21 protein-coding genes are annotated in these 25,767 nt (G+C 62.6%); 8 read left to right on the top strand and 13 right to left on the bottom strand.

Features of this window, described 5'->3' with window-relative positions; translation table 11 throughout:
* Positions 1-122: 122 nt before the first annotated feature.
* Positions 123-1,862, top strand: a complete 1,740-nt coding sequence (locus KZJ38_RS28480; protein WP_219803411.1) for an FAD-dependent oxidoreductase — start codon at positions 123-125, stop codon at positions 1,860-1,862.
* Positions 1,863-1,917: 55 nt separating this feature from the next.
* Here KZJ38_RS28480 and KZJ38_RS28475 read toward each other — a convergent pair whose 3' ends face one another.
* The 3 genes from KZJ38_RS28475 to KZJ38_RS28465 all read right to left on the bottom strand — a co-directional run bounded on the left by KZJ38_RS28475 (position 1,918) and on the right by KZJ38_RS28465 (position 5,761).
* Positions 1,918-4,431 carry a TonB-dependent receptor gene (locus tag KZJ38_RS28475; protein WP_219803410.1) on the bottom strand — a complete coding sequence of 838 codons (2,514 nt, stop codon included), beginning with the start codon at positions 4,429-4,431 and terminating at the stop codon, positions 1,918-1,920.
* Positions 4,432-4,554: 123 nt separating this feature from the next.
* Positions 4,555-4,938: a DUF2946 domain-containing protein gene (locus tag KZJ38_RS28470; RefSeq protein WP_219803408.1), complete on the bottom strand. Its 384-nt coding sequence runs from the start codon at positions 4,936-4,938 to the stop codon at positions 4,555-4,557.
* A 28-nt stretch (positions 4,939-4,966) separates the two neighbouring features.
* Entirely contained in the window at positions 4,967-5,761 is a 795-nt protein-coding gene (locus KZJ38_RS28465; RefSeq protein WP_219803406.1) for a response regulator, read from the bottom strand.
* A gap of 505 nt (positions 5,762-6,266) precedes the next feature.
* Between KZJ38_RS28465 and KZJ38_RS28460 the strand changes: the two genes are divergently transcribed.
* Complete coding sequence (locus KZJ38_RS28460) at positions 6,267-7,541, top strand: MFS transporter (protein ID WP_219803404.1); 1,275 nt, start codon at positions 6,267-6,269, stop codon at positions 7,539-7,541.
* Positions 7,542-7,578: 37 nt separating this feature from the next.
* Here the strand turns inward: KZJ38_RS28460 and KZJ38_RS28455 are convergent, their stop codons facing one another.
* Complete coding sequence (locus tag KZJ38_RS28455; protein WP_219803403.1) at positions 7,579-8,655, bottom strand: LacI family DNA-binding transcriptional regulator; 1,077 nt, start codon at positions 8,653-8,655, stop codon at positions 7,579-7,581.
* Between the two features lie 94 nt (positions 8,656-8,749).
* Positions 8,750-9,199, bottom strand: a complete 450-nt coding sequence (locus KZJ38_RS28450) for a MaoC family dehydratase (protein WP_219803401.1) — start codon at positions 9,197-9,199, stop codon at positions 8,750-8,752.
* 224 nt (positions 9,200-9,423) lie between these two features.
* Between KZJ38_RS28450 and KZJ38_RS28445 the strand changes: the two genes are divergently transcribed.
* From KZJ38_RS28445 to KZJ38_RS28430, 4 genes are all read left to right on the top strand, one after another.
* Positions 9,424-11,055, top strand: coding sequence for an acyl CoA:acetate/3-ketoacid CoA transferase (locus KZJ38_RS28445; RefSeq protein ID WP_219803399.1), 1,632 nt, complete (start codon positions 9,424-9,426; stop codon positions 11,053-11,055).
* Entirely contained in the window at positions 11,052-11,864 is an 813-nt protein-coding gene (locus KZJ38_RS28440; RefSeq protein ID WP_246642051.1) for a shikimate dehydrogenase family protein, read from the top strand. Before KZJ38_RS28445 ends, KZJ38_RS28440 begins: the two co-directional genes overlap by 4 nt.
* 61 nt (positions 11,865-11,925) lie before the next feature.
* The gene (locus KZJ38_RS28435) at positions 11,926-12,606 is read left to right on the top strand and encodes a class I SAM-dependent methyltransferase (protein ID WP_219803396.1); all 681 of its coding nucleotides are present in this window, start codon (positions 11,926-11,928) and stop codon (positions 12,604-12,606) included.
* 72 nt (positions 12,607-12,678) lie between these two features.
* Positions 12,679-13,533 (top strand): fumarylacetoacetate hydrolase family protein, encoded by an 855-nt coding sequence (locus tag KZJ38_RS28430; RefSeq protein WP_219803394.1) that lies wholly within the window; start codon positions 12,679-12,681, stop codon positions 13,531-13,533.
* A 162-nt stretch (positions 13,534-13,695) separates the two neighbouring features.
* Here the strand turns inward: KZJ38_RS28430 and KZJ38_RS28425 are convergent, their stop codons facing one another.
* Positions 13,696-14,913, bottom strand: coding sequence for a porin (locus tag KZJ38_RS28425; RefSeq protein WP_219803392.1), 1,218 nt, complete (start codon positions 14,911-14,913; stop codon positions 13,696-13,698).
* Between KZJ38_RS28425 and KZJ38_RS28420 the strand changes: the two genes are divergently transcribed.
* Complete coding sequence (locus KZJ38_RS28420) at positions 14,813-15,166, top strand: hypothetical protein (protein WP_219803829.1); 354 nt, start codon at positions 14,813-14,815, stop codon at positions 15,164-15,166. The two genes, KZJ38_RS28425 and KZJ38_RS28420, sit on opposite strands and share 101 nt — an antisense overlap.
* 192 nt (positions 15,167-15,358) lie before the next feature.
* Here the strand turns inward: KZJ38_RS28420 and KZJ38_RS37225 are convergent, their stop codons facing one another.
* From KZJ38_RS37225 to KZJ38_RS28395, 5 genes are all read right to left on the bottom strand, one after another.
* Positions 15,359-15,496, bottom strand: coding sequence for a hypothetical protein (locus KZJ38_RS37225; RefSeq protein ID WP_219803390.1), 138 nt, complete (start codon positions 15,494-15,496; stop codon positions 15,359-15,361).
* An 18-nt stretch (positions 15,497-15,514) separates the two neighbouring features.
* On the bottom strand, positions 15,515-16,954 hold the full coding sequence (locus tag KZJ38_RS28410) for a short-chain fatty acid transporter (protein WP_246642050.1): 1,440 nt from the start codon (positions 16,952-16,954) through the stop codon (positions 15,515-15,517).
* A 128-nt stretch (positions 16,955-17,082) separates the two neighbouring features.
* A complete protein-coding gene (locus KZJ38_RS28405; protein ID WP_219803387.1) occupies positions 17,083-18,201 on the bottom strand; it encodes an aromatic ring-hydroxylating dioxygenase subunit alpha in 1,119 nt (372 codons plus the stop codon).
* A 90-nt stretch (positions 18,202-18,291) separates the two neighbouring features.
* Entirely contained in the window at positions 18,292-19,326 is a 1,035-nt protein-coding gene (locus tag KZJ38_RS28400) for a PDR/VanB family oxidoreductase (protein ID WP_219803385.1), read from the bottom strand.
* A gap of 207 nt (positions 19,327-19,533) precedes the next feature.
* The gene (locus KZJ38_RS28395; protein ID WP_219803383.1) at positions 19,534-20,442 is read right to left on the bottom strand and encodes a LysR family transcriptional regulator; all 909 of its coding nucleotides are present in this window, start codon (positions 20,440-20,442) and stop codon (positions 19,534-19,536) included.
* Positions 20,443-20,590: 148 nt separating this feature from the next.
* Between KZJ38_RS28395 and KZJ38_RS28390 the strand changes: the two genes are divergently transcribed.
* Entirely contained in the window at positions 20,591-21,061 is a 471-nt protein-coding gene (locus KZJ38_RS28390) for a VOC family protein (protein ID WP_219803381.1), read from the top strand.
* A gap of 65 nt (positions 21,062-21,126) precedes the next feature.
* Here KZJ38_RS28390 and glgX read toward each other — a convergent pair whose 3' ends face one another.
* Together glgX and KZJ38_RS28380 are read right to left on the bottom strand one after the other, a co-directional pair.
* Entirely contained in the window at positions 21,127-23,238 is a 2,112-nt protein-coding gene (gene glgX / locus KZJ38_RS28385; protein ID WP_219803379.1) for a glycogen debranching protein GlgX, read from the bottom strand.
* Positions 23,222-25,723, bottom strand: a complete 2,502-nt coding sequence (locus KZJ38_RS28380) for a glycogen/starch/alpha-glucan phosphorylase (RefSeq protein WP_219803377.1) — start codon at positions 25,721-25,723, stop codon at positions 23,222-23,224. The genes glgX and KZJ38_RS28380 overlap by 17 nt, the downstream gene beginning before the upstream one ends.
* Between the last annotated feature and the right edge of the window lie 44 nt (positions 25,724-25,767).

The following is a 25,767-nucleotide window of genomic DNA, read 5'->3' as shown; positions in this document are numbered from 1 at the left end:
AACCAGCGAGGGCGCCGCAGTGCCCATTCAGCGCCCGCGCCGTGTCCATACAGTGCCCATTCAGTGCCCCCTAGTGCTCCTATCAATAGCGGCGCCGACTCGCCGCCGGAGGACGATTCGCGATGAGCAACGAGTCAAGCTCGACACCAGGCAGTGCTTTCAACCCCGACCAGCCGGTCGACGACGCGGCCGGACTCGACGATCAATCGATCGTCGAAGACCCGTCGGTCGTTGCCCATCCGCGCTTCGCGCAAATGTTTCCGGTGCTCGCCGAGGCGGAAGTGGAACGCGTGCGCCGCTTCGGTAGCCTTTCCCGCTTTAGCAAAGGCGAACTGCTCTATCGTGCGGGCAGCCTGTGCCCCGGTATGTTCGTTCTGCTTGCGGGCAAGGTGCGGATTGTCGGCCGCGATGGCCTCGGGCACGAGCGGATTATTCATACCTATACGCATCGCGGCGATTTCACGTCGGACGTGACGCAGCTATCGAACAAGCCCGCCGTCGTCGACGCGCATGTGATCGAGGACGTCGAGGCGGTCCTGCTGCGAACCGACGGTCTCAGCAACATGATGATCAGCGAGGCCGACATCGGCGAAAAAATCATGCGCGCGCTGATCCTGCGGCGCATGCTCGTGATCGAGCGCGGCCACGGCGTCGTGCTGGTCGGCTCGTCGAGCGATGCGCGACTGCTCGCGTTGCAGAACTTCCTGCGACGCAACGCATTTCCGAATTTGACGCTCGATGCCGCTCAGGACGCCGAAGCCATCGCGCTGCTGGAGCGCCTGACGCCTCAGCCCGACGATTTTCCGCTCGTCGTGTGCCCGAACGGCGCCGTGTTGCGCAACCCCGATGAAGGCCAGCTCGCCTCGTGTCTGGGCCTGATTCCGGAGTTCGATCCGACGCACGTCTACGACGTCGCCATTATCGGCGCCGGACCGGCCGGGCTCGCGGCGGCCGTGTATGCGGCTTCCGAAGGACTTTCGGTTGCCGCACTCGACTGTCGCGCCCCCGGTGGCCAGGCGGGCACGAGTTCGCGCATCGAGAACTATCTGGGCTTTCCAACCGGCATCACGGGCCAGGCGCTCGCGGATCGCGCCTTTTTCCAGGCGCAGAAGTTCGGCGCGCACATCGGCATTCCGTGCGAAGTCACGGCCTTGCATTGCGACAGGCAGCCGCCCGTCGTCGAACTGGCGGACGGCCGCCGCATCACGGCGCGCACCGTCGTCATCGCAAGCGGCGCCGAATACCGGCGCCCCGCCGTCGATGACCTCGGGCGCTTCGAGCGCAGTGGCGTCTATTACTGGGCCACGCCGATCGAAGCGAGGCTGTGCCGCAAGGAACCCGTGCTGCTGGTAGGCGGCGGCAATTCGGCTGGCCAGGCGATCGTCTTTCTCGCCGCGCATGCCGAGCACATTCATGTGTTTATCCGCGGCGCGAGTCTCGCGAAGAGCATGTCGCACTATCTGGCCGAGCGCGTGACGTCGTTGCCGAACGTGACCGTGCACACGCGTATCGAGCTGACCGCGCTCGAAGGCGGCGCGCGTCTCGAGCGCGTGCATTACCGCGGCGCAGGCGGCATCGAAGGCAGCATGACCACGCATCATCTATTCGTGTTTATCGGCGCGCAGCCGAATACGAGCTGGTTGAGCCAATGCGGTGTGCTACGCGATAGCAACGGCTTCGTGCTGACCGGCACCGATCTGGCCGAAGCCGGCGTGCCGTCGATGCCGTTGCAAACGAGCGTCGAAGGGGTGTTCTCGATCGGCGATGTGCGCTCGGGGTCGACGAAGCGTGTGGCGTCGGCAGTCGGCGAAGGCGCGGCGGTCGTCGCGCAGATTCACAGTTATCTGGCGGCCGCGCGGTAGCGTCTTGCGGCCTTGCACGACAGCCGCCGCCCATTCTGGTCACCGCCGTCTAACATCAAAGATCGTATTTCAGCTCCGCGTAGAACGTGCGCTGCGGAAACGGATGGAACAGGTAGTACTTGCGGTTATTCAGATTGTCGACGCCGAGCGCCGCGCCCCAGTGCTTGTCGACTTGCAGATGCACGCGCGCATCCATCACGAAGAAGCTCTGGAAACCCTGATACGTGGCCGGATTGCTGTCGCTGTTATCGACGGTCGCAAAAAGCCGCGTGCTGTACCGCGCGGCCAGCGTATACGCCCATCGGTTATCAGGCCGATAGGTCGCCGCCAGCGTGGCGCGCCACGTCGGCACGTAGGGCACCTGCTTGCCGACCGCGGTACTGCCCGTGGCCGACACAAAACCGTCGTCCTCCAGAATGCGCGCGTTCACGTACGTGAGGTTGCCGGACAGCGTGAGGCCCTTGATCAGCACATTGTCCTGCGTCCCCGCGATTTCAGCACCCGTCTCGCGCGTCCGGCCGACGTTCTGCGTGACCGACACCGGCGTCGCGAAACCGGGCACCGTCGACGTCTGCGAGATCAGCGCATTCGACACATATTCGTCGAACACAGACAGGCGCAGCTTGCCGTCGCTAACATCGCGCTCGAGCGCGAGCTCGCCGGACAGCACGCTTTCGGGCTTCAGAAACGGGTTCGCCTGCACGAAGGTCGAACCGGTCTGCACGGTCTGATAGAGCTCGCCGACGGTCGGGAAACGCACGGCCTTGCCGAACGAACCGGTAATCGACCAGATATCCGAAAGATCCCAGCGCAGCGATGCCTTCGGTGAAAAGGCATTGCGATCGAGACCCGGCTGGTTGATCGACACGCCGATGCCATTGCTGCCGGTCGCGAAGTTAAAGCCGTCATAGGCGCGCCACATCTCGTAGCGCCCGCCGAGCGTGGCCTGCAGCGAAGGCGAAATACGCCAGACGTCCTGCGCCCACAACGCGAACGTCTGCGTCTTGCCGAGCGAGTTGCTGAACAGCGAGCCGTCCTCGCCCTCGGAAGCCCAACTCGATGTGTTGTACGTGGGGCTCACGAGCTTGAACTGATCGAAATGCGCGCCGAAGCTCGCGATATTCGCGCCGGCAACGCCTTGCGGCCGCCACGTGCCTTTCAGGTCCACCGTGGTCCAGCCCGTGCCGCCCATATCGGTCGTCCGTCCCGGACCGCCCGCCAGCGCGGCCGGATAAACGCCGGTGGATAGACCGCTCAGGTCCTGCAGGTAATAGAAGTTGCTGACCACCAGTTGCCAGTCGAACGGCCCGTTCGTGTGGCTATCGAGGGTCAGGCTTTGCATCAGGTGTTCCTGCTCGACGTTGTTCGCGGTGAACTGCCCCGCGATCGTCGCCGCGCTGTATGAATAGCCGCCGATATTCACATTGCCGGTGGTCGCGCCGTAAAACGGCGTGCCGTTCGCGGTCTGCAGATAGGTCTGCGCGCGCGCCTTCTGACTGTTCTGCCAGTAGCCGAGCGCGTACGTCGCGCTCAAGGTCGGCGTGAAATCGTAGGCGAGCTTGAGCGTCGCGTTGTCCTGAATCGTATGGACGAAGTTGCCCGCGCCGATCACCTGCACCGGTTGCCCGGTGCGGTTCCGGTCGGCAATCGCGCCGGTCACAACGGGCAGGTTGGCGGCCGCGCGCGTGGTCGACTGCGTGACCTCGCCGATCGTGATCGGCTGGCTGAAGCTATCGAGGTGGCTCGCCGTGAGGAACCACGACAACTTGCCGGCCCTGTCTCCGAGCGTCGCGCTGTACTGCTGCGCCGGCTCGTTTTCGTGCGTGTTGTAGAGGCCGAAGTGCTGGATCGAACCGAGCACGTCGACGCTCGCTTCGAACTGCTTCGGCATGCGTGTCGTGATTTCGGTCACGGCGCCATACGAGTTGCCGGGGAATTGCGCGGCAAACGGCCCGTACAGCACGTCGACGCGTTCGATCTGCTGCGGCGACACCATGAACCACTGCGGCGAGCCGTTCTGGTTATTGTTGTTGATCAGCGTGCTGAGCAACACGCCGTCCGCATAGATCAGGCTGCGCGCGCTCGCGTTGATGCCGGTCGTGCGCGTGGACATCGGCGCGTTCGTGTCGCCGATATAGCGCTTGCGCACGAGCACGTCGGGCATGTATTTCAGTGCGTCGGACGCGTCCGTCGCATTGATCGTCTCGCTGACCTGCTTCGCGGTGATGCTTTCGGTGGTCTGCGGCAGCTGGTTCTTTTCCGCGTACGAGCGCGAGCCCGTGATCTGGACGGCCGGCAAGGACTTCGTGTTGTCGCCGGATTTGCCGGCTGCGGTGTTTTCGTCGGACGTGGATGGGTCTTCATTGGCCGCGGCCTCTGCCGATGCCGCAGCAGCTTCGGCTGAAGCCGATGCAGGTGCGGACGCATGGGTGTCCGCATTGATATCACCACTCGCCGCGACAGCGACGCCATTCGCCAGGCTCAGACCCGCTGCGGCAAACAGCCACAGCACGCGAGCAGGCACACGCGGCGCGCTGCGCGCCACGCCCGCAAGATGCGGATTGGACATGTGAAACTTCCCCTCAAAGCAAAGCTGGCCGCATTCCCGGATAAAGGCGCGGCAGGGTCGCGATGCACGCTTCAAAGGCCTAAAAGCTTCTAAAGCTTTAAAGGCCAAAGCGCCGCGATTCTTTTACAGGCTCGATGCGAGGGAAGCAGGAGGGGCGCGTGGACGGCCCGAGGGAAATGCGCCAAGCGGCGTGAAACGCGTGGACAGCACGGGCGCCGCTGCGATGGCGATCAGCAGGATCAGCACCGGCATGACGGGCGGCACCGCGGTCACGGCAACATGATTCGCCAGCAGATCGCAGTAAGCGCAGGCGGCGAGCGAGTCGCCGCTCATCGAATGCGCTTGCGAATGATCGACACTCGTGTCGAACGCGGAACAGAGCGCCGCATTGGGCTCGTTCGCATGCGCCGCCATGGCCAGTTGACTCACAAGCGGCACGAACACGACAAGGCACATGGCGAAAATGCCAAGCCATGCGGTAAGCCGTTTATGTGCGCGAGGGATCATGGTGTCGAAGCGGATAAGCGGTGCGAGTTTAGCACCTCTTCCGCGCAGGCGAAACTGACGTGACCCGCTTCGCGTGCTCGAGGAAGTAGCCGAGCGCATGCATGCGCGAGCATTCGCGCACACACGACTCCATCCGGTTGCCGGCTGGATGCGGTCCGTACTGCGGCGATTCGTGCAGCGACGCGAGCAGCGGCATGACGCCGCCTGACCTATCGATCTCCGACAATGCGGCGACGCTCGAAACCAGCGCCTCGTGCAACTGTTCGGCGAGATCCACGTCGGCGCCGAGCCTGCGCAGCGTCTGCATGCGCGCTTGCTGTTCATAGACCAGTTCGAGGCCGCGACGAATGTATCTCGACACGCCGTCCGCCGCGGCGGATTCCTGCCCGTAATCCTCCTGCGCATCATCTATTTGCTCGCGCGCGGCAACGCCTTCGCACGTGCGATTTTTTTTCTCCGTTGCTGGGGCATTCACAACGCCTGCCGCGACGCGAGACACCGAATCGACCAACGCCGTCGGGTCAAACGGCTTTCTCAAATGACGCTCGACCGGAATATCCGCCTGGGTATCGACACCCGACATCAGAATGACCGGCACACGTGAAAGACGCGGAATCGCCCGCAACATCCGGACCATGTCCGGGCCTTCGAGCACCGGCATATTCACATCCGTCACGATTACTTGCGGCGAAGCCGTTACCGCGGTCGTCAGCGCTTCGAGACCATTGTTTGCGACCGTCACGTCGTGACCCGCCGCGGTCATTGCCGATTCGAGCGCCTCGCGCAGATTTACATCGTCATCAACCAGAAGCACGCGTGTCATGGCTCCCTCCCTTTGCCCGACTGCCCAACTGCTGCATTTACCGTGTACTGCTGTTTTCGAGCATCGGCCATTCCCGCCCTTGTTATGCACGCAGCTTCGCGCGCGGCCGGCAAGTCCACCGGTGAAAGTGGGTATGGCATATGCAGTTGCGGCCATGGCGCGCACCGTGCCTGTCTGTCCTTCTTTTCGACAAGCGACCCGCTCACGCAGCGGCGCCGTCGTCACGCATCAATTTACAATGTAACCGGTATCTAAAAAACTCCAATATTGCTATTTGGCTTGCACTGCCCAAGGGTCATTACCGCGAGCCATTGTGCCTGAGCGTCACACTGCTGATCGCCATCCCACACCGTATACATCGATAATCAGGGTAATCCCGAAGTTCGCCCGATGCGCTTTCAATATAAGTTTGCCACTGCAATGAGACCGGTTACATTGCGATATGCGTGGCGACAAGACAAGATCCGCGACCCGAGCAAGGGTGGCCAGAAATCAGAGGATGCACATGAAGACGAGAGCGATCAGCTCAGAGACAGACAAGACGCGGCGCTGGTATCACGACATCACATGGGCTCAGTGGAAGGTGCTGATTGCCGCATGGGGCGTTTGGGTGATGGATGCAGTCGACTTTCTCGCGATCACCTTCGTATTGCGCGACATCGCGACGACCTTCAACGTCACGCTCGACACCGCATCGCTGCTGCTGCTCGCCACCTACGGCGTACGCTGGATCGGCGGCCTGCTGTTCGGCAGCCTGAGCGACCGGATCGGCCGCAAGATTCCGCTGCTGATCACGCTGACATGGTTCACCGTCGGTGCGGCACTGACCGGCGCCGCGCCCACCTTTGCGCTGCTCGCGGCATTCCGGCTGTTTCTCGGCTTCGGCATGGCGCCGGGTTTCTCGCTCGGCGCGACGATGGTCGCTGAAGCGTGGCCTGAAAAGCATCGCGCGATCGGCATCGGCATCCTCGATACCGGCTGGGGCCTCGGCGCAATTGGCGCGGCCATGGCCTACAACTGGGTGTACCCGGCGTTCGGCTGGCGCGGCATGTTCTTTATCGGCATTCCGCCTGCGATCTTGCTCGGCCTCTTCATCGTCTTCATGGTGCCCGAGGCGCAAGCGTGGAAAGAAGCGAAGCGCGAGCCGATCATGTCGTGGCGCGACAATCCGGCCGTCGTGCTATTCGCGCGTTATCCGCGGCGGGTCGCCTATCTCGGGCTGCTGATGCTCGTGCTGTGCTTCGGCTCGTGGCCGTTCCAGGGTTTGCTGCCCACTTACCTGAAGTCGCTGCAGATGGCGCCCGGCGCGATCAGCTGGATCACGAGCGCATCGGCGATCGGCCAGGTGTGCGGCTTCTTCGCGTCGGGCTTTATCGCGGAACGCATCGGCCGGCGCCTCGCGCTCGGTGGCATGCTGGCCATCGGATCGCTGTTCGTCGCGGCGCTCGTGTTCAGCGCATCGAGCTTCGGCATCGCATTGCCGCTCGCGTTTCTGGCAGGCTTCTTTCTCGTCGGCTCGTCGGGTATCTGGGGCACCGTGCTCACCGAGAACCTGCCGCGCGACGTGCGCGCGTCGGGCGTCGGCCTGCTCTACAACGTCGGCGTGATCGGCGGCGGCATGGCGCCGTTTATCGTGCTGTCCACCATTCATCGCGTGAACACGACGCTCGCGATCGGCATTGCCGCGTTTTCGGTGGGCGCCGCGGTCGCGGCGCTCATCGTGCTGAAGTTCGTGCGTGAAACGAAGGGCCTGCGGTTGCAGGATATCGACAAGTCCTGACTGAGCGCAGCGCGGCGCGGCGGTTTGCGAACGCCGCTTACCGCTTCTTCGGCGGCGGCGCCGAAGAAGCGCGCACGATCAGCTCGGCACGGAATTCAAGGCTTTCCACCTGCTTGCCGTCGAGCTGCGCAATAATCATTTCGGCCGCCTTGCGACCGATTTCCACGCTCGGCACACGTACTGTCGTAATCGGAATCGGCAGTTCGGCCATCAGTTCGAAATCGTCGAAGCCCGCAATCGTCATCTCGCGCGGCACATCGATACCGCACGACATCGCTTCGAGCATCGCACCCATCGCAAACGAACCGTTGCCGCAAATCATCGCGGTCGGCCGCTTCGGGGAATCGACAACCTGCCGGAACAGGCGCCGCCCCTCGTTGACGCTCCAGAATCCTTCGACGAAGTGCGCCGGATTCATGCCGAGCCCCTGCACCGCCAGCGCATCGCGCACGCCTTCGCGGCGCGCACGCGCGCGGTCGTTGCTGTCGGCCGATTGCGCAAGCATGCCGAAGCTGCGATGCCCGAGTTCGAGCAGATAGGTGGTGAGATCGAAGAACGCGCGATAGTTATCGACGCCCACGCAAGGCACGTGGCTCTTCGCCGAATAGTTGAACGTACTGACGACCGGCGTTTCGCGCTGCTCGAGCAGCGGATAGAGTTCGGGCCGATGGGTATCGCCGACCACGACGAAGGCGTCGACGCCACGCTCGAGCATCTTGCGCACCTGGCGCAGCTCACGGTCGGTTTCGTATTCGGAGCACCCGAGCAGCAACGTATAGCCCTGCTGTTCGAAAGCCTCCTGCAAGGACTGGATGGCACTCGCATAGTGCTCGTTCGCGACCGTCGGAAAGATCGCGCCGATCGTGCCGGTGCGCTGCGTGGCAAGCGCGCGGGCCGCGGCGCTCGGCACCCAGCCCAGATGCTTGATCGCCACTTCGATGCGCGCGCGCAGCTGTTCGGACACCGCCTCGGGGTTATTCATCACGCGCGACACGGTGGCGGACGATACGCCCGCAAATCTCGCCACGTCGCGCAACGTGACCGAACCGCCGCGAGCACGTCGCGGCGGCGGCTCGCTCGATACCTCGTCGCCGGAGTTTTCTGCTCTTGCCATGTTTTGGGGGCACCGATTCAATGCGCCCATTATAGCGACAGGGTGAGCGCGCAAGCCGCACCCGGTTCAGGCTGCCGCACAACCATCACGGCCATCAGTTCTTCAGCTTCTTCGCCCACTTCATCAGATGACGGCCCGCCGCGACGACTTCGCCGCGCTGGTTGATCACTTCCATTTCGGCCATGCTGCGGCGCTTTTCCTCGTCGATTTCGGCGACCCGGTAGATGACCGTCACCGTATCGCCGAGCAGGACCGGCTTGATGAAGCGGATCCGGTCGTAACCGGCGGACACCGGGAATTCGTCGAGATCGTCGCGGTGAATCACATGCGCGATGCTGATCGTCGATGCGGTCGACATATAGCCGACGATCAGCGCGCCATGCGCGATGCGCGTGCCGATGCTCGACTTCTCCTGCATGTACTGCTCGTTGATATGCGTATCGCTGAAGTCGCCGGTCAGCCCGGCGAACAGCGTGACGTCCGTCTCGCCGACCGTTTTCGAAAACTTGAACACCTGTCCGATTTCCACGCCCTTGATTGCCACTATTGCCTCCGTTTGAGATGAGCCGATTGCGTCCGCGCCGCGCGGACACGTCCATCGCCTGTCGACAATGGTACCGGTTACACAACCATCCGTAAACGGCTACGGAATGCCACCCTTTGCAAGCTACTCAAAGCCATGCAGCGATGTAACGCGACGACTTGCCCTTGCTAATGTATCCGGTTACATTAGCGATATCTGTTAAGCCAAAGTGACAGGAAAAAGCGATGGAACGAATTACAAGCGACGAAGCCGCAAGGCTTCTGAAATCCGGAGACTCGGTGCTGATCAGCGGCTCGGGCGGCGGGCATTCGGTACCGGAGGAACTGCTGGCCGCCGTCGGCCGCCGTTTTGAAACGGAGCAGCAGCCCACGGCCCTCACGTCGATCAGCGTGGTCGGCATCGGCGACCGCGCGGCGCTCGGCGCCACGCATCTCGCGCGCGAAGGCCTGCTCAAGCGCGCGATTACGAGCGCGCTCGTCGATTCGCCGGGCCTCGTCACGCTCGCCGCCGAGGACAAGATCGAGGCCTACACGCTGCCGCAAGGCGTGCTGTCGCAACTGATGCGCGACATGGCCGCGGGCCGCCCCGGCCTCATCACGAAAACGGGCCTCGGCACCTTTGTCGACCCGCGCCAGCAAGGCGCAAAGCAAAGCCCGCGCACGCACGAAGACCTTGTCGAAGTGATGGAACTCGACGGCGAGGAATGGCTGCGCTTCAAGCCGTTTCCGATCGATGTCGCCTTCCTGCGCGGCACCACTGCCGACGAAGACGGCAACGTGACGATGGAACAGGAAGCGGTATTCGGCGAAATGCTCGCCATGGCGCAGGCAACCCGCCGCCAGGGCGGTCTTGTGATCGTGCAGGTCAAACGGATCGCGCGGCGCGGTACGCTGCCGCCGAAGCACGTGAAAATTCCAGGCATTCTGGTGGATTTCATCGTGGTCGAACCGGAGCAGCGCCAGACGTATGCGACCGCCTACGACCCGAGCTATTCGGGCGAACTGCGCGTGCCGCTCGACGAGATCAAGCCGCTGCCGTTCGGCCCGCGCAAGGTGGTCGTGCGCCGCGCGGCGATGGAGCTCTACCCGAACGCGGTCTGCAATCTCGGCGCCGGCATCTCGACCGGCCTCTCCACGGTCGCCGCCGAAGAAGGCGTGCTCGACGATGCGATCCTCACCAACGAACAGGGCTTGATCGGCGGTGCGCCGATCACAGGCCGCGACTCGGGCGGCGCGCAAAATTTCGCCGCGATGATCGAACAACCTTCGCAATTCGACTTCTACGACGGCGGCGGCCTCGATCTCGCGTTTCTCTCGTTCGCCGAAGTCGACGCGCAAGGCAACGTCAATATCAGCCGCTTCGGCGACAAGATCATCGGCGTAGGCGGTTTTATCAACATCAGCCGCAATGCGCGCACCGTCGTGTTCAGCGGCACGTTGACGGCGGGCGGACTCGATATCGGCTGGGAGAACGGCAAGACGCAGATTCGTCAGGAAGGCCGGCATCGCAAGTTCGTCAATACGCTCGAGCAGATCTGCTATAGCGCGGCAGGCGGACGCGAACGCAATCAGAAGGTGCTGTTCGTCACCGAGCGCGCCGTGTTTCGCATTGGCAAACAGGGGCTCGAACTCACTGAGTACGCGCCGGGCATCGATCTCGAACGCGACGTGTTCCAGCATATGGATTTCCGCCCGCCCGTTGCCGCCGACGCGAAGGAAATGGATGTCCGCCTGTTCCATCCGGGCCTCATGAATCTGCGCGAAGACGTGACGCGGCGCGGGCGCCAGTACCGCAGCGCGCGTTTCGCCGAATGGCTCGCCGAACGCCACGCCTCACAACGCGGGAGCAAGTCTTGACGGCCGCTCCGACCATCACCGGCGCCACCCGCCTCTACGCGATCATCGGCGACCCGATCGCGCAGGTCCGCTCGCCGCTCGTGTACACGCAGGCTTTTGCGGAACGCGGCATCAATGCGGTGATGATTCCCGGCCACGTCCAGCCCGAGCGCTTCGAGCAAACGGTGGCCGGGCTGATGGCGCTCGGCAATCTCGATGGCGTGCTCGTCACCGCGCCCTACAAGGTCGCGATGCTGAAATTCGCGGACACGGTCGGCTCGCGCGGCGAGCGCGTCGGCGCGGTGAATGCATTCAGGCGTACTGCGGACGGGCAATGGCATGCCGATATGTTCGACGGCGAAGGCTTCGTGTCGGCGCTCAGAAAACGCGACGTGCCGCTGCGCCATGCGCGCGTGCTGATGTTCGGCTGCGGCGGCGCAGGCGCTGCGATTGCGGTGTCGCTTGCGGACGCCGGCGTCGCCGAAATCCGCTTCGTCGATCCTGATCACGCGAATGCGCTGCCGCGCGTCGCCGCGCTCGGCGATGCTTGCCCGTCGTGCCGGATGTCGCTCGGCGCGGCCGGCACCGATGGTATCGATATCGTCATCAACGCGTCGACGGTCGGCATGCGCGCGGGCGACGGCTTGCCGGCGCCGCTCGACGGGCTCTCGTCGCGCATTGCAGTGGGAGACGTCGTGCTGAGCAGCGGCTTTACGCCACTCATTGCTTTCGCACAGAGCCGCGGCTGCGCCACGGTGACCGGCGTCGATATGCATTCGGGGCAGACGGAAGCGCTGCTTGCTTTTCTGCTTGGTCGCGCGGACTCGTAGCGTGCTGGATTCGTAGCGCCCTGCCCCATGGAAGCACACAACATCCGCCTGGGAGACAACAATGCCAATGCTAGGTAAAGCCGTCGTGCTGATCTGGAACGACGTCACGGACGAAGGCCGCGACGCGTTCTATGAATGGCACAACAACGAACACATACCGGAGCGTCTAGCGATTCCGGGCTTCAATCGGGGCCGTCGCCTGCGCGGCGACGATGCTCACCCTGAATGGCTGACGATCTACGAAGCCGACGATCTGCCGGTGCTAACCGGTGAAACCTACCTCGAACGCCTGAACAATCCGACGCCGGCAACACGCGCGACAGTGCGCCACTTTCGCAATACGGCGCGCTCGATCTGCACGGTTTCGTTATCGAGCGGCATCAGCACCGGTGGATGGATCTGCGCCGCGCGCCTCGATATCGCCGCCGACGCGGCTGACGGCTTCGCACGCCATCTCGGCGACACGCTGTTCCCCGCGCTGACCCGCCACCCCTCCGTACTCGCCGCGCACCTTTGCGACGCCGATACGCAGGCGAGCAACATCGAGACCAACGAAGCGAAGGAACGCGCATTCACGGTGCCGACGCGCATCGTGCTCGTCGAAGCCGCGACGCGGGAAGCAGCCGAATTCGCCCAGCAGCAGTTTCTACATCCGGCGTTCCGCGCGTTCTGCGCTAACCCGCCTGCTGCCGATATCTACGCGATGGAAATCACGCGCCTCGGCGCACCGCAATCGCCTTGACGAAACGAGGCGGCATAAAGACCCACCGCGGAACCAACCCGGCATCAATCCAAAGATACCCAAGGACAACAGATGAAACTCGCAAGATACGGCCAGCCCGGCGCCGAAAAGCCGGCACTCGTCGATGCAAACGGCAAGCTGCGCGACGCATCGAAGCTTGTCGACGGCGACTATGGCCCGGCGTTCTTCGCCTCCGGCGGCCTCGAAAAACTGCGTGGCGTTGATGTCGACTCGCTGCCGCTCGTTGCGGACAACGCGCGCGTCGGCTCGTGCATCGCGCGGCCGGGCAACTTTGTCGCGATCGGTCTGAACTACGTGCAGCACGCGATCGAAACAAACGCGCCGATTCCCGAAGAGCCGATCATTTTCAACAAGGCGCCCTCGTGCATTTCCGGTCCTTACGATCCCGTGCGCTTGCCGCGCAACTCGGTTAAAACCGATTGGGAAGTGGAGATCGCCTTTGTGATCGGCAAGCATGCGCACTACGTCGAGCAAAGCGATGCGCTCTCGTATATCGCTGGCTTTTGCGTGTGCAACGATATTTCCGAGCGCGAATTTCAGCTCGAACATGGCGGCCAGTGGGTCAAAGGCAAGATGGCGCCGACGTTCGGTCCGATCGGACCGTGGCTCGTCACCACCGATGAAATTGCCGACGTGCAGCAATTGCCGCTGTGGCTCGAACTGAATGGCAAGCGCATCCAGAATTCGAACACGTCGGACATGATCTTCCCGATCGCGAAGCTGTTGTCGTACACGAGCCAGTTCGTCGCGCTCGAACCGGGCGATATCATCACAACGGGTACGCCGCCGGGCGTGGGTCTCGGCATGAAGCCGGAAAAGTATCTGAAGCCCGGCGACGTGATGGAACTGAGCGTCGAAGGTCTCGGCGTGCAGCGTCAGGTCGTGCGCACGTGGGACGAGCAATGAGGAACACGCGGTAAATAACGCAACGAATGCGCGGTGCGAAACAGCGCCGCCAATACGAAAGCCGGCTCACGCCGGCTTTCTGTTTTTCGATGCTCGCGATCGGTTCGCAACCCGGCTCGCGATCGATTCGCAACCCGGTTCGCAACCCGGCTCGCGATCCATTTAGAACCGGTGAATGATCGCAAGCCCTGCCGCAAACATGCTGCGCCCCGAAGCCGGCGTCGAATTGAACCCGTCGCCCAGCGACGCAGTCGCCGCAATGATGCTCGAACCGCCCGCCGTGCCGAGCGTCTTGCCGTTCGCGCGCTGATAGGCCTGTAGCGCATAGATGCCGGTTCGCTTCGATAATGCGTAGTACTCGGACAGATTGAACTGGCTATACGACGCGTTATCGCTAATGCCGTTCGATTTCGTCGCGCGCGTGTAGCTGTACCCTGCCGCGAAATCCCACGCCGGCGCGACGCGCAGATGCAGCACCGCGCCTTCGGTATTGAAGGTCGCCTGGTCGGTGAACAGCGAGTGAATGCCGGGAATGTACTGCACGTTCGAGTACGACAACGACAGATCGAGGTTCTGCGTGAAGTTGTACCCGGCCGTCACTGCCACGCGCTGCTGCGCGGCGTTGGTCGCATAGCCGTTGGTCGCGGATGAAATCGCCACCTGGCCGCCCGAGGTCAGCGTCGAATTCGCGCCCCACGGCCCGCCGCCCGGCGTCGAGTTGTTCACGCGCATGAAGCCGACCGCGATGCCCGCAGGGCCCGCCTGATACAGCGCCGCCGCGCTCCACGTCGCGCCGCTGTTGAACGAGCCCGGCACGCCGCCGAGCGAATACGAAGCGCTGACCTTGAGGCCGTACAGCGTCGGCGATGTGTACATCACCGTATTGTTCGCGCGGAATACCGTATCGAGCGAATCGAGGTCGCCGGGGTGTGCGCCGAAGAAGCCCGTGAGCCAGGTGGTCGGGCTATAGGTGGACAGCAGCAGGTAGTACGGCGTGTACTGCCGGCCGAGCGTGAGCGAGCCGTATTTGTCGTTCGCAAGGCCGATGAATGCCTGCCGCCCGAACATCGCACCTGAGAACTGCGCACCGCCCGTCGTGCCGTTATAGCCCGATTCGAGCACGAACAGCGCGTGGTTGCCGCCGCCGAGATCTTCGTTACCCTTGAATCCGATGCGATCGCCGGCCCAGATGCCGGTGGCGAGCTTCACAGCCGAGTGGCCCCCGCTTGTCGAGCCGAGCGACGTCGAACTGCTCTGATAGACGACGCCGGTGTCAATAATGCCGTACAGCGTCACGCTGCTCTGCGCGCATGCCGGCGTCGCGCAAATCGCCGCTCCGGCCGCCGCGATCAGCGCTCCGGTTCCTGCAAACCGCTTCATCAACGTCTCCTGTCTTTTAGTTGCGCCAGTTATTGAAGACAAAGCCATCCCACGCGCATGCGCGAAGCGGATGCGCGATTTACGGGTGAAATGCCTGGGGGCGCCCTGGCTGGACGCATCGCGGCTACACGTGGACGAACGCCACCGCGATTACGTCAATGTAACCGGTTTCTTTTGGATCGACAAGGATGAAAAATCGTTAAAAACACGCGCAACAACGCGCCACAAAAAGTGCTATTTCAGGACACGTTGACTTTTTTAACGATATTTTGTAACCGGTACCAAAAGCATCCATCTGATGACGTGATTCGGCGAGAGCACTACGTCTTCAGGTGGGAACCCGATGCTGATGAGGAAATCGGACGAAGACGCGCACTTTGGGCGACGTCATGCGCCCTGAAGGCATCTGATCGAGCCGCGCATCGCAGGCAATGTCGAAGACGACTCACGCGATCAAACGCCCGTGGCGGCGCAGAGCCTGCGCGCGCACTTTCATGGACCGATCATCGCGGCCGGCATGACCGGCGAATTGCGCAGGCGGCATTCGATTTTTACTTGATTTCAGGTTCGCTGCCTGCGCCATGTCATCTCGTCGAGCCGCTTACGCTCCCGCCCACACCGGCACGACGAACAGATAGACGAGCCCCAGCAACGAACCGGCCGTCAGGAAAATCACAAGCGTAAAGCCCAGAACACGCTGCACGCCGAGACCGGCAATCGCCACCACCGGAATGGCCCAGAACGGCTGCAGCAAACTGCCCGCCATTTCGCCTGCGGCGATCGCCATCGAGGTGCCCGGCAACGACGCGCCCAACTGCATCGCAGCCGGAATCGTGAACGGCCCCTGCACCGCCCAATGGCCGCCGCCACTCGGAATAAAGAGCGTAATCACGCCTGAAGCCAGATAGCTGAGAAACGGCAGCGTATTGCCCGACGCGACATGAATATAGGCATGTGCCACCACTTCATCGAGCCCGGTCGCGCCCATGATCCCCATGATTCCGCCATAAAACGGGTATTGCAGCAGCATCGGCCCGGTCACTTTCGCGGCCTCTGTCACCGCCCCAACGTACCGGCGCGGACTGCCGTGCAAACACAGCCCGGCAAGCAGAAAGATAAAGATCACCGTGTTGATGTCGAGGTTCACGCCGTGGCGAATCCATTGCATGGCGAGATAAGCCGCGCCGGCCAGAACGAACACGAGCGCGCAGATCCGCGAGCGTTCGAGCACGCCGGCGAATGTTCCCGCGCGTGAATCGTCGGCTTGCTCGATCTTTTTCTCCTCGGCCTCGATCAGGCTGGCGTCGGCGGCGATGACATCCTTGTCGGCGGGCCGCATCAGGATAAACACCACCGGAATCAGGACCATCGCCGCGACGCCCGCAAGCAGGTTCCATCCGGTGAACACGGTATGCGTGAGCGGCACCGCCGCGTGCGTGTGCTGCTCGACGATATTGAGCGGATTGCCGGGCGACGCGATCGACAGCGCAATCGAACTCGACATGCCCGTGAACGCCCACAGCACCCATGAACTGTAGGCAGCAGCGACGAGCCACGCGAAATCCACGCGCACCTGCCTGGCAACCTGCTTCGACAGCAGCGCGCCCACGACGAGCCCGAAGCCCCAGTTCAGAAACGTGGCGACGGCGCCGACGCCGAACACGAGCAGCACCGCCGATACGGGCCCGACCGCCAGCCGACTCACGCTGCGCAAGCCGGCCTTGATCAGCGGCGCACTTGCGAGTGCGTAACCGGTCACTAGAACCAGCACCATCTGGAACGCGAACGTGAAGATGCCGAAGATGCCCTTGTACCAGCCGGTGAGAATCGTATCGGGTGTGCCTTTCGGCGCAAACGCAAGCGATAGCGCCGCGACCAGCACCGTCAGCAGGATCACGATCACGAACGGGTCGGGCATCACGCGCTCGAACACGTACACGCACGACGAAACAGCGCGCTGCAGCAAGGTCTTGTGGTCCCCTTCGGAACGGGGAGCGGACTGCGGCCGGACCGCGAGCGGCGAAGTATCATGGGTTTCCACAATGTGTCTCCTGACCATGGGTCTTTATCAGGGCTGCCAGGTTCGACCGCTCGTTGAACCGCTCGTTAAACTGATATACCGCGGTTCTCCGGCTTTTTCTGTACGGCAGCCACGCGTCGGGCTTCGATCTATGCCAGCTCCGACACCTTCGCCGCCGACGTCTCGCCAACCGGCATAATCTGCAGTTCGCGCTCCTTGCGCTGCAGCGCCATCAGAATCTGACGCGCGCGACGCAAGGCCTTATCGGTTTTGAGGAACAGTTCCGAGTAGCCGTCGTCCGGGTATTCCATCATCCGTTGCTGGCGTTCGAGCGCCCACTGATCCTGCTCGACGACAGCCGGGAACATCTCGGCAACCTTGCGCGCGGTCGGCATGTTCGGATCGCTAAGCGTCGTATGCCACTCCTTGCACGACACGTTCCAGCGCCAGACCAGGTTGCGCTCGTCGACGGGCAAATGCAGATGCAGCAGCGTATAGCCGCGTTCCTTGTCCGTGCCCAGTTCGCCCTCGGGCGCGACGCGCATCACGACGCGCGTCAGCCCCGGGGTCACCATGCAGTGCGTGTGAACCCGTTCGACCGTGTCATACAGGAACCACTCCTTCAGATACGGCGGCTGCCGGTAGCCGTGCACGTGGCGCGTGGTGCGCACGAACGTATGTCCTTCGCTGTCCCCTTCTTCCAGTTCGACCGGAATCCGGCTGTTTTCCTTGTCACCGATATTGCCGTCGTGCAACGGATAAAAGTGCGTGATGTCGAGCAGGTTCTCGATCAGCAACAGGTAGTTCGCCGGCACGCGCAGCGGCTCGGGCGAGCCGATCGACAGGTTGCCGGCGTCGGTTACTTCGGACGTACGCGGCGGCGCGAATCGCTGGGCGCCGGCGGGACTGCCGGGCCAGACCCATACCACGCCGTCCTGCTCGCAGACCGGCACGACACTGAGGCGTGCCTGAGGCGGAATCGGCTTGTCCGGCGCGGACGGAATCGCCACGCAGCGGCCTGACGTGTCGTAGCACAAGCCGTGGTAGGCGCATTCGAGATGGCCGTCGTCGAGCAGCCTGCTTTGCGACAGCGGAAAGCGCTTATGACAGCACCGGTCATCGAATGCAACGACCTCGCCGCTTTCTGCCGAGCGCCACATCACGATCGGACGGTTGACGATCTTGTGGCCTTGCAGTTGCCCCGCGGGAAACTCCGACGAAAAACCGATCGGATACCAGCAATCTTTGACGTATTCGAATGTACTCATGGCGAGCATCCTCTCCAGAAGAATGGGGACATCGATGCAACCGGACAGTGCGGTCCGGCCTGTTTCTTGAAATGTGGTCTTCCCGGCCAATCAGATGTCGAGCACGAGCGTCGCGCTCTTCGCGCGCGCGCAGCAGATCATCACGAACTCCTCACGGTCTTCGTCGTCGAGCACCGTGTCGCGATGGATCGGCTCGCCGGCAAGATAGCGCGTCATGCAGGTGCCGCAATACCCCTCGCAACACGACGTATCGACGTCGACGCCATTGCATCGAAGCACGTCGACAATCGACTCGCCCGGCTGCACGGTCAGCGTTTTCTGCGAGCGGCGCAGTTCGACGTCGAACGGCGCGTCTTTTTCGCTGCCGCTATCGGTGTTGCTGCTTCGAGTGGGGTTCGCCGCGGCGCCCGCGGAAAAACGCTCGCAATGGCGCGTCGCCGCTGGCCAGTGCGCGCTCGCCGCTTCGATCGCGTCCATCAGCGGGCCGGGACCGCAATAGTAGAGATGCGTGCCGGACGAATAACCGCTCAGTGTCGATACGAGGTCGAGGCCGTTACGCGGGTCGCCATTATCGAAATGAAGCGATGCTTGACCGCTTTCGATCAGCGGCTTCAGTTCGTCAAGGAACGCGGCGCGTTGCGCCGTGCGCGCGCAATAGTAGAGATGAAACGCCTGCCCACGTTTACGCACCTCGTCGATCATTGCCATGACCGGCGTAATGCCGATCCCGCCGGCGATAAACACGTGCAGGCCGGCAGCGCTCGAGAGTGCGAAATGATTGCGTGGCTGAGAAATCTGCAGCTTCTGGCCCGCACGCAGGGTGTCGTGCATGGCAACCGAGCCGCCGCGGCCCCGCTCGTCGCGCAGCACAGCGACCACGTAACGATGCCGTTCCAGAGACGAGTTGCAGAGCGAATACTGGCGGATGACGCCGCCCGCGAGATACACGTCGATATGCGAGCCGGCCGTGAACGCAGGCAGCAACGCGCCATTTGCGCTCACGAATTCGAAAGCGTTGATATCGTCGGCAAGCGCCGTGATGGACTTCAAACGGACTTCAAGCTTTGCGTGCCGCTCGTCACTGGCACGAACGGGGGCCTCCTCCCGCACGAGGACCGCTTCCATGTCTTCCTCCTTGATTCGCAGCACCAGTCTGTGTGAGGCCTTTTGGTGAGGCTCATGCGCTGTGCTTGAGGAAAAGATTAGGCTCGCGAAAGCATGAACTCAAACGAGTAATTCGCGCGCTGAAGCATCAAGTTTGTTGAACTGTCGTTATGCGCCGCAGCATTTTCGCCGCCGCGCTTCGTCTAACCTTTTTGTCGTACGAACAGGTCATGGGCTGTCGGTCTGGATCTCGATACGCTCGAAATCGCTGACCTCGCGCGCCAGTTCCGCGATCGCCCTTGGGAGCGAATACGAATGGCCCGCGGGGCAGGCCGCAATAAACTCGACGGGCTCGAGCGGATTCGTGACATGGACCACGGTCAGCTTGCCCTGCGTGATTTCCGGCAGATACGAGCGCACCGGCAGATACGACACGCCCATGCCCGCAATCGTCATCGACGCCGCGACCGCGACGCTTTTGCAGCGCGCAAGATACCGGCAACGCGCGTGTTCGCTCATGAACCAGTCCTCGAGCGCGGCATAGTGAAACGACGACTGCTTCATACCGATGATCGGATACCCGGCCAGCTCGCGAGGGCTGTACGTACGGTCGCCAAGGCCCAGTGCGGGGCTCGCCATCCATTGAAAGTCGACGACGCCAAGCGACAGCGTCGACAGCTCAGGCGTTCGTGTATGCCCCGGCGCAAGCACGAGTTCGAGTTCCGCCTGGCGCAGGCTTGCCATCAGTTCGGCCGTCAGCGCCTCCTCGATCTCGAGCCGTACGTTCGGATACCGCTCCGCAATCACGGTGATGAGCCGCGGCAACCAGGTCGTCGTCACGACTTCCGCCACGCCGAAACGCACGACACCCGACACCGCTTCGGGCGCACCGATGCGGTGTTCGAGCTCGGTCGACAGATCGAGGATCCGGCTCGCGTAGTCCATCAGTTCGCGGCCCTTCGGCGTGAGACGCGCCGCACGATGGGTTCTGTCGAACAGCTCGACGCCGAGCGCCCGTTCGAGTTCGCGCAAGCGCATCGAGACCGCCGATTGCGTTGCGTACAGGCGCTCGGCCGCTGCCGCGAAGCTGCCGAGCTTGACGGTCCAGAAAAACGTCTCCAGCTGCTGAAGGGTCATGGAGCCTCTACGTCGGTCGTTGTGCGTAGAAGTTTAAGGAGTCGCTCAAAAGGGGTCTGCAATGGAAAGCCCCTACGGCTTGTAACCTGCGATAAATATTCGATACTTACCAGGTCATACCCTTACGCGAACGAACAGGAGGAGCACGATGACCGACTTCTACCGCACTAAAGGCCTTTCGAGCGCGGTTTCCTATCAGGACCCGAAAGCCGCATATCGATGGCTCGAAGCCGCATTCGGGTTCGAGCCGCTCTTCGTCCTGCTCGACGGCGACGGCAATCTCGCCCATTCCGAAATGTCGTATGGCGATTCGGTCGTCATGGTCGGCAGCGAATGGAGCGACGATCATAAAAGCCCGCGCTCGGTCGGCGGCAGAAACACGCAGTCCGTTCATGTGCAGTTGGCGGAGGGCGAGGACATCGATGCGCATTGCGCGCACGCACGCGCAGCCGGCGCGATGATCGTGATGGAACCGGCCACGCAGTTCTATGGCGACCGGACCTATCGCGCGAGAGATCCCGAAGGACATATCTGGACGTTCGGTGTCACCGTGCAAAAGATGACGCCCGAGCAGTGGGATAAGGCGAGTGGATTGACTACGCGCAAACGCCTCGATTGAGCGCACGCCGGCAAAGTCGTACGCATGGGTGCGCCTACTTTCTGCGTCTACTTTTGCGCTCGCATCTACGCCGGGCCTTCTTCGAATACCACGACGCTGCGGGCTTCCACCCTGCAATGCCCGCTTTCCGTCGCGATCCACTCTTCTGCTGACGCGATATCGTGCGGACTCTCCAGCGCGGTATCGACGATGCGCCGCCAGCACCGCCCGTCGAATACCGGTAGCGCAACATCGCGAGGCGACGCATTCATATTGAAGACCACGTGCAGCGCCGGTTCACCCGCGGCTTCACCGCCGAGCGTAAACGCGAGCAGCCGTGCGCCATGATCGTGCCACGCAGCTTCGTTCAGGCGCTCGCCATGCCACACGACGTCCGGCTGCGTCCGGCCGGCCGAAGCCGCGCCGGTCAGAAATCGTCTTCGTCGCAGATTCGCGTGACGCTTGCGCAACGCGATCAGCTCGCGCACGAAACGCGTCATGTCCGTGCCCGCTTTTGAAGGCTCCCAGTCGAACCACGCAAGCGCGTTGTCCTGGCAATAGACGTTGTTGTTGCCGCGCTGGCTGCGCAGCGCTTCGTCGCCGGCAAGAATCATCGGCACACCCTGGCTCAACAGCAGAATCGCCATCAGATTGCGTGCCTGACGGTGGCGCAAGGCCATGATCGCCGCATCGTGCGTTTCGCCCTCCGTTCCGCAATTCCACGAAAGATTGTCGTTGCTGCCGTCGCGATTGTCGTCGCCGTTGGCCTCGTTGTGTTTCATGTCGTAGCTGACGAGATCGTGCAGCGTAAAGCCGTCGTGGCACGTCACAAAGTTGATGCTGTTGGTCGGGAGTCTGCCGTCGTCCGCATAAATATCGGAACTGCCTGCAATGCAGGTGGCGACCTGGCCGACGAGCCCCGATTCGCCGCGAACGAAGCGGCGGATCAGATCGCGATAGCGGCCGTTCCATTCGGCCCATGCCATGCCCGGAAACGCGCCGACGTGATAAAGGCCTGCCGCATCCCACGCTTCCGCGATCAACGGCACGTGAGACAGCACGCGCGACGCCTCGAGCGACCACGGCAGTGGCGGATCGCCCATCAGCTCGCCATGCGGGCCGCGCGCGAACACGCTCGCGAGATCGAACCGAAAACCATCGACACCGAGTTCCTCCACCCAGTATTCGAGGCAGTGAACAATGAATGCGGTGACGAGCGGATGGTTGCAGTTCACCGTATTACCGCAACCGGTGTAATCGAGGTACTGACGCCGGTCGCCCGCATCGTGCTGATAGAAGATATCGTTAGCGAGGCCCTTGAAGTTAATCACTGGCCCCGCCGCGCCCGCTTCGGCCGTGTGGTTAAACACGACGTCGATGAGCACCGCGATACCGGCCTCGTGCATCGCATCGGTTAGCTCACGGAATTCCTGCGGCGCGCGCGCCGGGTCGCGGCAATAGCGCGGATGCGGACTGTAGTAGCTGTGCGTGCTATACCCCCAGAAATTGACGAGCCCTCGCCCGGCCGCGATGGGCGGAACATCCTGTTCGTCGAACGCCATCACCGGCAAGAGTTCGACATGCGTCACACCGAGTTCCTTCAGATACGGAATTTTTTCGATCAACCCGGCGAAGGTTCCTGCGTGCGCGACGCCGCTCGACGGATCGCGCGTGAAGCCGCCTACATGCAGTTCGTAGATCACCGCGTCGGTGAGGGTGCGCACGGCACGTCGGGCGGTCGTGGTCTGCAACGGCTTGAGCGGCTCCGTGACGAGCGCCCGGTTCGTCGCGTGCGCGCGATTGACCTGATCGCCAACCGGACGGCGAATCCACAACCGGCTATCGACCGCGCGCGCAAACGGATCGAGCAACTCTTTCTGAGCGTCGAACGCGCGGCCCGTGAGTTGCGTGTCGTGCGGACCATCGATGCGCCACGTGTAGCACGTACGCGGCGGCAGTGCTTCGACGAGCACATGCCAGTAGAAAAACGTGCGATTGGATTGCGAATCGAGCGCGACGATCTGAAACGGCTCGGCGCTATCGGGCGCTTCATACAGCAGCAGTTCCGCGCGCGTCGAATGGCGGCTGAAAATGCAGAAATTGACACCCTCGGGCAGCGCGGTCGCGCCCGGTGGAAAGCGTGAGCCGGCGCGTACCGCATAGACACGCGCCGGCCGTGTTTCAGCGCCTTCGCTCAAGGGCGATCCTCACAGGCTCGATCTTCCAGATCTGCTCGCAATACTCGCGAATCGCGCGGTCGGACGAAAATTTCCCGGAGCGCGCGGTATTGAGGATCGACATGCGGTTCCAGCGCCGTGTGTCTTGCCACGCCGTGCTGACGTCCTGCTGGCGAGCCACATACGCGGCGTAATCGGCGAGCACGAGAAACGGATCGTGGTTGAGCAGGTTATCAAGCAGCGGCCGGAACATCTCGCGATCGCCGCGCGAAAAACGCCCGCTGCCGATCGCCTCGATCACGCCGTGCAATTCGTCGTTGGCGCACACGTAATCGGCGGGCCGGTAGCCCTCGCGTTTGACACGCTCCACCGCTTCGGCCGTCAAGCCGAACAGGAAGAAGTTTTCGTCGCCGACTTCCTCGCGAATCTCGACGTTCGCGCCGTCGAGCGTGCCGATCGTCAGCGCGCCGTTCATCATGAACTTCATATTGCCCGTGCCGGACGCTTCCTTGCCGGCTGTCGAAATCTGCTCCGACAGGTCCGCCGCAGGATAGATAAACTGCGCGTTCTTCACGTTGAAGTCCGGGAAAAACACGACTTTCAGCCGCCCGTTAACCACCGGATCGTTGTTGACGACCTCGGCCACGCCGGTGATCAGGCGGATGATCAGCTTGGCCATTGCGTACCCCGGCGCCGCTTTACCGCCGAACACGAAGCAACGCGGCGGCACCTCCAGATGCGGATCGAGCCGCAGGCGTTCATACAGCGTGATGATGTAAAGCGCGTTCAGATGTTGCCGCTTATATTCGTGAATACGCTTGACCTGAATATCGAACAGCGCGGCCGGATCGACCGCGATGCCCGTCGCGCTGCGGATATTCGCTGCGAGCAGATCCTTGTTCGCGCGCTTGACGCGCCGCCAGCGGTCCTGAAATGCGGCATCGTCCGCATATTCGTCGAGCTTGCGCAGCTTCGCGAGATCGGTCGCCCAGTGCTCGCCGACTGCCTCGCCGAGCAGTGAAGCCAGGCCCGGATTGCTGAGCATCACGAAGCGCCTCGGCGTCACGCCGTTGGTCACATTGCGAAACCGTTCAGGCCAGAGTTCGGCGAAATCGCGCAACACGGTCTCTTCGAGCAGCTTCGTATGCAGCGCGGCCACACCGTTGACCGCGTGGCTGCCGATCGTCGCCAGATGGGCCATGCGCACGCGCTTCGCACCGCTTTCGTCGATCATCGACATGCGCGCGATGCGCGCGTCGTCGCCGGGATAGCGATGCCGCACTTCGTCGAGAAAGCGGCGATTGATCTCGTAGATGATTTCGAGCGGCCTCGGCAGCAGGCTCTGGAACAGCGGCAAGCCCCATGTTTCGAGTGCCTCGGGCAATAGCGTGTGGTTCGTATAAGCGAGTGCGCGCCGCGTGATGTCCCACGCTTCGTCCCACGGCAGCAGCTTCTCATCGACGAGCAGGCGCATCAACTCGGCAACCGCGATCGACGGATGCGTGTCGTTCAACTGTGCCGTAAACAGATAGGCGAAGCGGCCGACCGGTTCGCCCTTGAGTGCAAGCAGCCGCAACATGTCCTGCAGCGAGCAGGACACGAAAAAGTATTGCTGCGCGAGGCGCAGGCGCTTGCCTGACTCGGGCTCGTCGTTCGGGTAAAGCACCTTCGACAGCGTTTCCGATTTCACTTTCTCGTGCACGGCCTCGTAGTAGTCGCCGGCGTTAAAGTCCTGCAGATCGAACGATTCGATCGCTTCGCTCTTCCAGAGTCGCAACATGTTGCACGTATTCACGCGAAAACCGGGCAACGGCGTGTCGCACGCCACACCCTTGACCGTGTACCCTGGAATCCAGCGCACACGCAGACGCCCTTGTTCGTCGGTTTCGCTTTCCGTCCGGCCACCGAAATTCACGTAGAACGCGATGTCGGGACGCGCAATCTCCCACGGATTGCCCTTCTGGAGCCACTTGTCGGTTACTTCCACTTGCCAGCCGTCGCGAATCTCCTGATCGAAGATACCGAACTCGTAACGGATGCCGTATCCGATCGCTGGAATTTCCAGCGTCGACAGCGAATCCATATAACAGGCGGCCAGGCGGCCTAACCCGCCGTTGCCAAGTCCGGGTTCTTCCTCGATCGCAATGAGTGCGTCGAGTTCGACGCCTAGCGAGCGCAACGCGCTGCGCACATTGTTCTCGATCCCGAGCGCGATCAGGTTGTTGCCGAGCTGCGGACCAATCAGGAATTCCGCCGACAGATAGCAGGCAATTTTCGCGCTGTGCGACACATAGGCATGCCCTGTGGCAACACCGCGCGTCATCATCCGGTCGCGCACGGTATAGGCGAGCGCCATATACCAGTCGTGCGGCGTTGCGATCTCCGGATACCGGGCCTGCAGACAGATCAGGTTGTCGACGATATCGCGGCGCAGCGCATCGACGCCAAGACCGCTGCGCGCCGGTTCCGCTATTGGCGTCGAGGTCGTGATGGGAGCGTCTTCCATGAACCGTCCTTATCGTCGTTACGCATGCCTGCTGCCTACTGCGC

The organism is Paraburkholderia edwinii, assembly GCF_019428685.1.
GTDB lineage: Bacteria > Pseudomonadota > Gammaproteobacteria > Burkholderiales > Burkholderiaceae > Paraburkholderia > Paraburkholderia edwinii.
This window is presented reverse-complemented; position numbering and strand designations above follow the sequence as displayed.

What these genes read in the sequence shown, in the direction of transcription:
- KZJ38_RS28480 (WP_219803411.1), top strand. Translation starts at nt 123, where the DNA reads ATGAGCAACGAGTCAAGCTCGACACCAGGCAGTGCTTTCAACCCCGAC.
- KZJ38_RS28405 (WP_219803387.1), bottom strand. Translation starts at nt 18,201, where the DNA reads ATGAGTACATTCGAATACGTCAAAGATTGCTGGTATCCGATCGGTTTT.
- KZJ38_RS28425 (WP_219803392.1), bottom strand. Translation starts at nt 14,913, where the DNA reads ATGAAGCGGTTTGCAGGAACCGGAGCGCTGATCGCGGCGGCCGGAGCG.
- KZJ38_RS28465 (WP_219803406.1), bottom strand. Translation starts at nt 5,761, where the DNA reads ATGACACGCGTGCTTCTGGTTGATGACGATGTAAATCTGCGCGAGGCG.
- KZJ38_RS28430 (WP_219803394.1), top strand. Translation starts at nt 12,679, where the DNA reads ATGAAACTCGCAAGATACGGCCAGCCCGGCGCCGAAAAGCCGGCACTC.
- KZJ38_RS28395 (WP_219803383.1), bottom strand. Translation starts at nt 20,442, where the DNA reads ATGACCCTTCAGCAGCTGGAGACGTTTTTCTGGACCGTCAAGCTCGGC.
- KZJ38_RS28390 (WP_219803381.1), top strand. Translation starts at nt 20,591, where the DNA reads ATGACCGACTTCTACCGCACTAAAGGCCTTTCGAGCGCGGTTTCCTAT.
- KZJ38_RS28400 (WP_219803385.1), bottom strand. Translation starts at nt 19,326, where the DNA reads ATGGAAGCGGTCCTCGTGCGGGAGGAGGCCCCCGTTCGTGCCAGTGAC.
- KZJ38_RS28435 (WP_219803396.1), top strand. Translation starts at nt 11,926, where the DNA reads ATGCCAATGCTAGGTAAAGCCGTCGTGCTGATCTGGAACGACGTCACG.
- KZJ38_RS28455 (WP_219803403.1), bottom strand. Translation starts at nt 8,655, where the DNA reads ATGGCAAGAGCAGAAAACTCCGGCGACGAGGTATCGAGCGAGCCGCCG.
- KZJ38_RS28380 (WP_219803377.1), bottom strand. Translation starts at nt 25,723, where the DNA reads ATGGAAGACGCTCCCATCACGACCTCGACGCCAATAGCGGAACCGGCG.
- KZJ38_RS28460 (WP_219803404.1), top strand. Translation starts at nt 6,267, where the DNA reads ATGAAGACGAGAGCGATCAGCTCAGAGACAGACAAGACGCGGCGCTGG.
- KZJ38_RS28470 (WP_219803408.1), bottom strand. Translation starts at nt 4,938, where the DNA reads ATGATCCCTCGCGCACATAAACGGCTTACCGCATGGCTTGGCATTTTC.
- KZJ38_RS28420 (WP_219803829.1), top strand. Translation starts at nt 14,813, where the DNA reads ATGCCGTACAGCGTCACGCTGCTCTGCGCGCATGCCGGCGTCGCGCAA.
- KZJ38_RS37225 (WP_219803390.1), bottom strand. Translation starts at nt 15,496, where the DNA reads ATGGCGCAGGCAGCGAACCTGAAATCAAGTAAAAATCGAATGCCGCCT.
- KZJ38_RS28475 (WP_219803410.1), bottom strand. Translation starts at nt 4,431, where the DNA reads ATGTCCAATCCGCATCTTGCGGGCGTGGCGCGCAGCGCGCCGCGTGTG.
- KZJ38_RS28445 (WP_219803399.1), top strand. Translation starts at nt 9,424, where the DNA reads ATGGAACGAATTACAAGCGACGAAGCCGCAAGGCTTCTGAAATCCGGA.